The organism is Mesorhizobium sp. (assembly GCF_004963255.1).
In the GTDB taxonomy this organism is placed as follows: domain Bacteria; phylum Pseudomonadota; class Alphaproteobacteria; order Rhizobiales; family Rhizobiaceae; genus Mesorhizobium.
In genome coordinates this window covers 1-7573 of sequence record NZ_SUGA01000073.1, presented here as the reverse complement: position 1 = coordinate 7573, position 7573 = coordinate 1, and the positions used below count along the sequence as shown (strand labels likewise).

Here is a 7573-nt window from a genome sequence, read left to right as displayed (position 1 = left end):
AAAACGCCTATCAGTCGCCTCGCCCTGATCGAGGACAACCTGTTGAAGCTCCACATCTAGGGCATGCGAAAATAGAAAATAACGGGCAAAAAGATGCGCCTTTTCCGACTCCGAGCCTAGATGGTTGAAAGCCTCGAAGTACTCCTTCGTCCGCTCGAGGAGATCTCCCGCATAAAGCGCCAACGGCTGTGACACGGTGACCCTCGGGCGCGCCTTGACCTTCGGCGTCTCAGGTCCACTCTTGGCCATCTCAGATTATCGGCTTAATTCCGGTGCCGGTATGCGACAAAGCCGAACAGAGTAGCCGCTGCGACGTTGAAGATTGCCCACAGCTCGCGCGGCAAATGAACCGGCATGAACGGGTTGAAGATCGCTGCCGCTCCAAACAGCGCCCAAGCCAGGGTGCGATTTTCAGGGCCTGATCGCCACACCATGGCTCCGCAGTAGATCCCGGCGAAAAAGACCACCACGCGGAGGAATTGGTAATAGCCGTACGGCCATGGCGCTACCGCCAGCAGCGAGGCAATAGCTACACAGATGCAGACCAACCGGACCGTTCCGGCCGGCGTCGAAAAGCATTATTTTCAGCAAACTTGATCCTCAAACGCCCAGCACGGTTGTTAGTGGAGTTTCGGCGCCCGCCATATATTTGAAAAGCCAGATTGCCCAAGTGATCGGCCAAATGAACGCCAACATCGCATCCAGGCTCAAGTTAATCAGGATTTTTACGACCACTGATGCATGGCCCTGCCATGTGTCGACGACATTCATCACGTAGGTGATCGGCCCGCCCAGCATGAAGAGGAGGCCCAGCGGAGCTGACATGATCAGCGGCCATAGCCGCGAGAAATGTTGTTTTCATTTTATTGCCCTCCCAAAGTATTTCAGACAGAGCACTATTGCCGGTCGGGCACAAGCTGCTCGTGGCACTGTGAACACAAATAGGATAGATGCTCCTCTGTGCAGGCCAAGATCGGGCGAGGAGAATACTTTGGATGGATTGCGATTGATGCACGTCCCGTTGGCGATCCTGCTGACATGGCCAAGGGTGGCGACGGCAAATGAATGCCTCTCGAAGTACACCAAGACCGACGTCTGCGCCTACGCAAAAAAAATGCAAACCGAAATGGCTCCAGCATTGCCCATGCTGATCAGTTCGAACATCTCCGTTCGGAGCATCATCGCAATCGGGCCAAGGATCGTTTTCAACGCCACCTGGGCTCAGACCGATGCGGAAGTAGACGCCAAATTGTTGGCTGCTGGCGTCTCGCGGCCGGTCTATGTCCAGAAGATCGATGAAATGACCAAAAACTATGTCTGTCGTGCGGAGGAACTATCTGCCTTCGTTCGCCTGGGCGGTGAGATCCAGTACACGTATACGACTGTGGATAATTTCCCAGTCGCGAACCCGCTCGTAGCACTCTGTCCTTAGAGCATCGCAGCACGGCTCATGACATGACTAGTCGCGGCCGATCAACCAGTTGATCAGCAGCCATGATCATTTGTTGGAACTCAATTGAGCCTGATCCGCACTAGCAAGTGGATAGAAGTGAATGTGCGGTTGCCCTTTAGCTCTACTATGCATAGAAACCACTCTGCCGGGGGGCGTAAAGTTGGGGTTGTGAGTGCGTGGGCTCTAAATTCGAAAAACTAAATAAGTTGCGTGACTCACTGCGAGAATCCAACCACGATTTTCGGGCGAGCACTCAGCTATTCAACAGCCTGGACCCTGCCAAGATCGACGGCGACCTGGATGTCATTAACCGCGGAAAGCAGCGCGGCGAGGTGAACCAACCCCCGAAAACGGCAAAGAATCTCGACGATGTCGAACATGCCATCGTGGAACGCGTTGAGGATGAGAAGAAGGCTGCGCATCACACTCTTGAGGACAACCTGCAACTCCTTGGAGGTCGTCTTGCCGGCCTCGATTTCGAGGAACAATTCGGTCTAATCCGTCAGACGAATGCCGCTAGCGTTTCGGACTTCAAAGCCTCGGTCGCCGTGGGCCTCGATGAACTTCACGGCCTGAGAAGGGCCCTGAACGACGCCGAAAAAGAGCATGCATGGTTTAAGGAGAAGCACGGTCTCGTTCGTGCCGCGCGTGTGCAGCACGGTGCCGCTCACATTTTCCGGCTATCGCTTCTGCTATTTCTGTTTCTGGTCGAGACAGCGATGAACGGCAACTTCCTGGCCAAGGGCAATGAGCAGGGATTTTTTGGTGGCATCCTTGAGGCTGCGGCATTCTCTTTCATCAACATCGGGGCGGCTTTGCTCCTGGCGGTTTTCTGCGCTCGTCTCGTCACCCATCGGTCGTTTTTCGTAAAATTCGTTGGGATCATTTCAATCCTTTTCTATATCGGCTTGGCGATTTCGATAAACTTGGCGCTAGCGCACTACCGTGAGGTCAGCGGCTCGCTCGCTGACGGCGCCGGCGCTGAGGTCATCCGTAATATGCTCGCCAATCCAGCGGGTCTCACGGACATCAAGTCCTGGTTGCTGTTTGCGATCGGCCTGATGTTTTCGCTTTTCGCTTTTATCGACGGCTGGTTCGTGCTCGACCCTTACCCAGGCTACACTGGCGTTGAAAATCGGCTCGTTCGACGGCGCGATGACTACATCGATCGAAAGAAGGAACTGATCGAAGAGCTGCAGGATGTCCGCGACGACCACAACGAAAAAGTGGAGGAAATCGTCAAGCAGCTTGGTAGTCGCCGGCGCGAGCACCGCGCGATTGTCGATCATCGATCGAGGCTTCTGGCTCTTTTTGCGCAGCATCAAGACCAATTGGAGCGAGCCTGCAATCAGCTTTTGTCGATGTATCGGGAAGCCAACATCCAGGCGAGGACCGAGCCGGCGCCCAAGCATTTCGGAACGCCCTACAAACTTGATCGCATCAAGCCATACGTCACCGGCGAGCGGGAGTGGAATGAGGGAGATGTTGGCGCATCAATTCGCCAGGCGCAGGAGGAACTCAACGAGCAGGTTCGTCTGATTGGTCAGGAATGCGAACGGGGAATTGAGCAGTACCGAGATCTTGATAAGCTTCACCCGGACAGCGTGAATGTCTAGGCGAACCCGCAGACGCAAGAAAGGCAATGCGGGTACCATTGCCGCGGCCATTGCCCTTGGTGTGCTATCCGTTGCGATGTTGGCCGGCTTCGGCTGGATGTGGACCAGGTCTGGCAATGGCCATATCGACGCCAACACGAATTGCCCATTGGACGGACCCTCCAGCCTGACCGCCGTCCTCATCGACGCCACTGATCCAATTTCGGCAACGACGATGGCTGATCTCAAGAACGAGTTCCGAAAGACCATTGGGCAGGTCGAGCCGGGTGGGTATGTGAGGATTTATACCCTGAGCTCGGCGCCTGGTGAGCTGACGGTGATGTTCGATGGATGCAATCCCGGTGATGGGTCGACCGTCGATAGTTGGACCAACAATCCTGCGCGGCGTCAAAAGAAGTGGGAAAACGCCTTCGGCGATCCTTTGAACAAACTTCCCGATGAAATCCCGAATGCGGCTTCCGCGAGCCAATCTCCGATCATGGCTGGAATTCAGAAAATCAAGCTGTCGCTCTTCGATAGCAGCTTGGCCAAACAGGGCAGTCCCAAGCGATTGGTGGTCGCCTCTGACATGATCGAGCATACGACGATTTACTCGCAGTACCGATCGGGACTGGATTACCAAAAATACCTCAACAGCGCCGCCGACCGCACATATGGGACGTCGCTGGATGGGGTGGGCATCACAATTCTTTATATCGATCGGGCAAAGAAGCCATTTCAGACCCTGGATCACGCGGAGTTCTGGACACATTGGGTCCAGAACCATCACGGCGAGTTCGAAAAGCTGGTTGGCTTGGATGGGTTAAACTGATGGCGAGAGCGCACGACAAACCTTTGCTGGATCATCCACGTCTGCCGGTCGTGGTTTTCGCGGCATTGACACTCGGCGGGTGTGTATTCATCGCCATTGCAAAACTCTCAGGCGTAAATCCGATCGTCGCGGCGGTAGCACCGGCCTGCCTGATGTTTTTCTATCTCGGGGTTTCGATCTTTGCTGGAAAGCTACAACTGCACGACGAGCAGACCGGCGATAACCTCTACTATATGGGCTTCCTGTTCACCCTGACGAGCCTTGGGGTCTCGCTGTTTCAGTTTGGAACGGAAGGCTCAACCGACACGATCGTCCAAAATTTTGGCATCGCGATCACGTCGACGATCACCGGTATTGCTCTGAGGGTTTTCTACAATCAGATGCGGCGCGATCCCGCGGACATTGAGCGAACGGCGAGGCACGAACTTGCCGACATGACACGGCGTGTAAGAGCCGAGATGGAAAGCGTAACCAGGGAGTTCGCCGACTTTCGTCGTGTCAGCCATCAAATGCTCGAAGAGGGCTTTGCAGAGATTGCCGAGCAAGCGGCACGCAATGGGGAGCACATTCGATCTGCCCTGGACAATATTGCCATGGAATCGATCAAGCCTGTCCAAGAGGCGTCTGCCAAGCTCAGTGACGCGTTGCAGCACAATTTCGGGCAAGTCGAAACCCAGTTTGCTTCGATAGCGAACCGCGTTGGAGCTGCAGCGGATTTGCTGGATAAAGCCAACAGCTCGATGTCCAACTCTGTTGGAAAGCTCGGTAATCAAGCCGACAATATGGCTGCCAAGCTGGAAAAGGTGGTTGTTCCTGATGAGGTGCTGAAGAACGATCTGGCGCCGATGGTCAAGCTCCTGGGTAATGCTGTCGCACAATATGCGATAAAAACCGAAACAGCCTCGCAAGAGCAGCAAACGCGGATGACCGGTCTTGCCGACGCAGTGATCAAGGTGGCGACTGGAGTGGAGAGAGCGGCAGCGGCCGCAGAAAAGACCGCAGAAACTGTCCAAGCGCAGCAGCGTTTGACTGAGGAGTTCATGGCTGTGATGCAGAAACACAGCAATGAAACACGCGGCCTCGTCGCAACCCTTACACAACATAGCCTCCCGGCCGTGCGCACGCCCCAGCCTCTGAGCAATGCGATAGCGAACGATGTCGAGCGAGTGGCGGCACCTTCCACTGTTGCCTCCCCTGTGGAGACGCCAATCAAGGTTTCGGATGACACGGAGGGCGACACCTTCCGATCGTTAAGCAGTCCGGCGGAGGTGGAGAAGGGTGAACCGCCAAAGAGAGCAAGTTGGTGGGGCAGGTGAGTGAGGTTAGCGGAACAGCCATTACGTTTGAGCGCAAGGGCTATGGCCGCGGCCTGATACTCGGCCTGACGATGGCTGAGACGATGCTGCTTCTCGTTTTCTGCCTTTTGCTTGCTGCAGGCGCGCTCATCGCCAAGACAAAGAAAGAGGCTGCGGCAGCGCAGAAGATTGCGCAGTCCCTCAATGAGAACGCTCGCAAGCTTGACGAGGAAAACAAGCGGTTGCTGGCTCAGCTGAATGCCATGGTCAAGCCTGCAAGTCGACGCAATGTACCAGATCAAGAATGGCGTGAATTGGTCCGGGCCAAAGAGGCCGCAGAGGCAATCAAAAAAGTGGGACTGACCCTTGAGGAAGCGGTGAAAAGCGCGCCGGCCGCCAAAGTCCTCTCTGACAACGACGTCGACGTTGATCAGGCCAAAGCCATGATCGAGAAGATGAAGGTTCTGCGCGAGCTCGGCTACGTTGGCACGGGCAAGACGTCCAAGGATCTTGCTGACGCACTGAAGAAGGCAAGGAACGAGGCCTCTGCTGACAAGCCACACGATTGGCCACCGATCATCAGTCTTAGCGAGCTCGATGGCTATAATTTCGATACTGGAAGTGCGGAGCTTTCCGGTGGCTTCAAAACGAAGTTGCGGCAGATGTCGAAGACCATTGCTGGAATTGCAACTTCCTATGGTGTGGACGTCATTGAGGTGATTGGCCACACGGACGAGCAGGCGATGTCCGGTGACTCATCGAATATGGACAGAGGCCTTCAGCCCGTACTGGCGCGCAAGATGGACATTGGCACACTCCATCCTGCCGACAATGCCGGGCTTGGATTAGCGCGAGCGATCTCCGTCACAGGCATCCTGCGCGATATGCCGGAACTGAAAGGCTTCACCATCCTGCCAATGTCCGGCGGCCAGTTGATATTGCCTGGCGACCGGCTCACCGACGGCGCACAGGCCGGCGACGTCAAGGCGAGGAGGCGAATTGAGATCAGGGTCAGGCAACGTTCGCGAGAGACAGATATTGGACTGGTTCCGGTACCAAAGTTGTGAGGCGAACTGCCCTTGGGTTTCGCTCACAGGGCTTGGGGGGGATTGCGGGGATGGGGTTTTACGTTCGAAAATCGATTAGTGCGGGACCTTTCCGCTTTAACTTCTCGTCTGGCGGGGTTGGCGCGTCCGTTGGCGTGCAAGGTCTTCGTATCGGGACTGGCCCACGAGGGCATTATATTCATGCAGGCGTCGGCGGTCTCTACTACCGAGGCACTTTGGGAAAGCGCAGCGCCAAGCAGACGCTGCAACTGTCTGAATTCCCATCTGGGCCAAAGCCCCATCCAACATCCTCACCCGTGGAATATGTCAGCGGTGGCGTCGTGATGAGAGAAATCGAGTCCGCCGATGTGATCGAGATGCGTGATGAGACATTTGCCAATGTGCTTGATGAAATCAATGCGAGGCAATCGCAGACGCGAATGTCGCTCATCCTGGCCGTGCTGTTTGGGATCGCCGGATTGATCGCAGGCGCAATGCTGGGAGGTGGGGTGGCGCTGATCGGTATTGCTGCCTTTTTGCCGGGCATGCTTATTGGCAACTGGTTGGACAGCTACCGCCGGGTGAGCGTGCTCTACTATGATTTGGAGCAGGACGCGGAGGCGGCCTACGGGCGACTTGTCGCCGCCTTTGACACGCTCACACGCTGCGCGGCGAGTTGGCATGTCGCGGCTGGTGGCAAGATAGAGGATCTGACGACTTGGAAGCGCAATGCGGGAGCCACGATGTTGGTCGATAAAAAGTCGACGACGCTCCAAGCTTCCTTGCCGACGGTTGTTCGCAGCAATGTCACACCACCGTCGATACACGTCGGCCGGCAAATCCTTTATTTCATGCCAGACATGATTTTGGTGAAGGACGGAAACCAGTACGGTGCCGTTGGGTATGGGGACCTCAGGACGCAATTTGCCCCCAGCAATTTTATTGAGACCGGCAAAGTTCCATCTGATGCTGAGATCGTGAGCTATACCTGGGCTCATCCCAATAAGAATGGCGGACCCGACAAACGCTTCAGAGATAATCGGCAGATCCCTGTCTGTCGCTACGAAGCCTTGCGGTTTTCTAGCCCATCCGGGCTCAACGAGCTGGTGGAATTTTCCAAGACAAACGTCAGCCAGCCCTTTTGCCAGGCTCTATTGGCACTCGCGCAAATGCACCGAAACGCTGGTGGCCAGTCCGGCTTGCTGAAAGCGCGCTAAGGAATTGGCTTGGTCAGCAAATGCCTTCGCACGGAATTCCGTCGCCGTCCCGGTCCAATTTGGGTCCCCAGCTACAGTTATTGTAAGCGGTGTTTCCTGACCACCTTTCGGGAGTGGTCGCGATCTGTGAGGTTG

The 7573-nt window shown here is 55.6% G+C and carries 10 protein-coding genes; 6 read left to right on the top strand and 4 right to left on the bottom strand.

Annotated features, from left to right (window positions below; genetic code table 11):
• The 3 genes from E5X34_RS32295 to E5X34_RS32285 form a co-directional block, all read right to left on the bottom strand.
• Positions 1-249 (bottom strand): hypothetical protein (locus tag E5X34_RS32295; RefSeq protein WP_127248734.1); only part of this gene is annotated, 249 nt, incomplete at its 3' end.
• 14 nt (positions 250-263) lie between these two features.
• A complete protein-coding gene (locus tag E5X34_RS32290; RefSeq protein WP_063169433.1) occupies positions 264-548 on the bottom strand; it encodes a DUF6804 family protein in 285 nt (94 codons plus the stop codon).
• 52 nt (positions 549-600) lie between these two features.
• Entirely contained in the window at positions 601-825 is a 225-nt protein-coding gene (locus E5X34_RS32285; protein WP_127248735.1) for a hypothetical protein, read from the bottom strand.
• On the opposite strand from E5X34_RS32285, the gene E5X34_RS32280 reads away from it, so the two are divergent.
• The 6 genes from E5X34_RS32280 (at position 824) to E5X34_RS32255 (ending at position 7438) form a co-directional block, all read left to right on the top strand.
• Complete coding sequence (locus tag E5X34_RS32280; RefSeq protein ID WP_127248736.1) at positions 824-1432, top strand: hypothetical protein; 609 nt, start codon at positions 824-826, stop codon at positions 1430-1432. The genes E5X34_RS32285 and E5X34_RS32280 overlap by 2 nt on opposite strands.
• Before the next feature lie 197 nt (positions 1433-1629).
• A complete protein-coding gene (locus E5X34_RS32275) occupies positions 1630-3069 on the top strand; it encodes a hypothetical protein (RefSeq protein WP_063169430.1) in 1440 nt (479 codons plus the stop codon).
• The gene (locus E5X34_RS32270) at positions 3062-3880 is read left to right on the top strand and encodes a hypothetical protein (RefSeq protein WP_063169429.1); all 819 of its coding nucleotides are present in this window, start codon (positions 3062-3064) and stop codon (positions 3878-3880) included. Before E5X34_RS32275 ends, E5X34_RS32270 begins: the two co-directional genes overlap by 8 nt.
• On the top strand, positions 3880-5196 hold the full coding sequence (locus tag E5X34_RS32265; protein ID WP_063169428.1) for a hypothetical protein: 1317 nt from the start codon (positions 3880-3882) through the stop codon (positions 5194-5196). The genes E5X34_RS32270 and E5X34_RS32265 overlap by 1 nt, the downstream gene beginning before the upstream one ends.
• Positions 5193-6242: a hypothetical protein gene (locus E5X34_RS32260; protein ID WP_082826712.1), complete on the top strand. Its 1050-nt coding sequence runs from the start codon at positions 5193-5195 to the stop codon at positions 6240-6242. Before E5X34_RS32265 ends, E5X34_RS32260 begins: the two co-directional genes overlap by 4 nt.
• Before the next feature lie 50 nt (positions 6243-6292).
• Entirely contained in the window at positions 6293-7438 is a 1146-nt protein-coding gene (locus E5X34_RS32255) for a DUF4236 domain-containing protein (RefSeq protein WP_095770037.1), read from the top strand.
• A gap of 13 nt (positions 7439-7451) precedes the next feature.
• Here E5X34_RS32255 and E5X34_RS32990 read toward each other — a convergent pair whose 3' ends face one another.
• Positions 7452-7562 (bottom strand): excalibur calcium-binding domain-containing protein, encoded by a 111-nt coding sequence (locus E5X34_RS32990; protein WP_366664948.1) that lies wholly within the window; start codon positions 7560-7562, stop codon positions 7452-7454.
• Positions 7563-7573 lie beyond the last annotated feature (11 nt).

Excerpts from the sequence above, each read along its gene's own strand:
- E5X34_RS32280 (WP_127248736.1), top strand. The coding sequence starts at position 824 with ATGATCAGCGGCCATAGCCGCGAGAAATGTTGTTTTCATTTTATTGCC.
- E5X34_RS32285 (WP_127248735.1), bottom strand. The coding sequence starts at position 825 with ATGTCAGCTCCGCTGGGCCTCCTCTTCATGCTGGGCGGGCCGATCACC.
- E5X34_RS32270 (WP_063169429.1), top strand. The coding sequence starts at position 3,062 with ATGTCTAGGCGAACCCGCAGACGCAAGAAAGGCAATGCGGGTACCATT.
- E5X34_RS32265 (WP_063169428.1), top strand. The coding sequence starts at position 3,880 with ATGGCGAGAGCGCACGACAAACCTTTGCTGGATCATCCACGTCTGCCG.
- E5X34_RS32255 (WP_095770037.1), top strand. The coding sequence starts at position 6,293 with ATGGGGTTTTACGTTCGAAAATCGATTAGTGCGGGACCTTTCCGCTTT.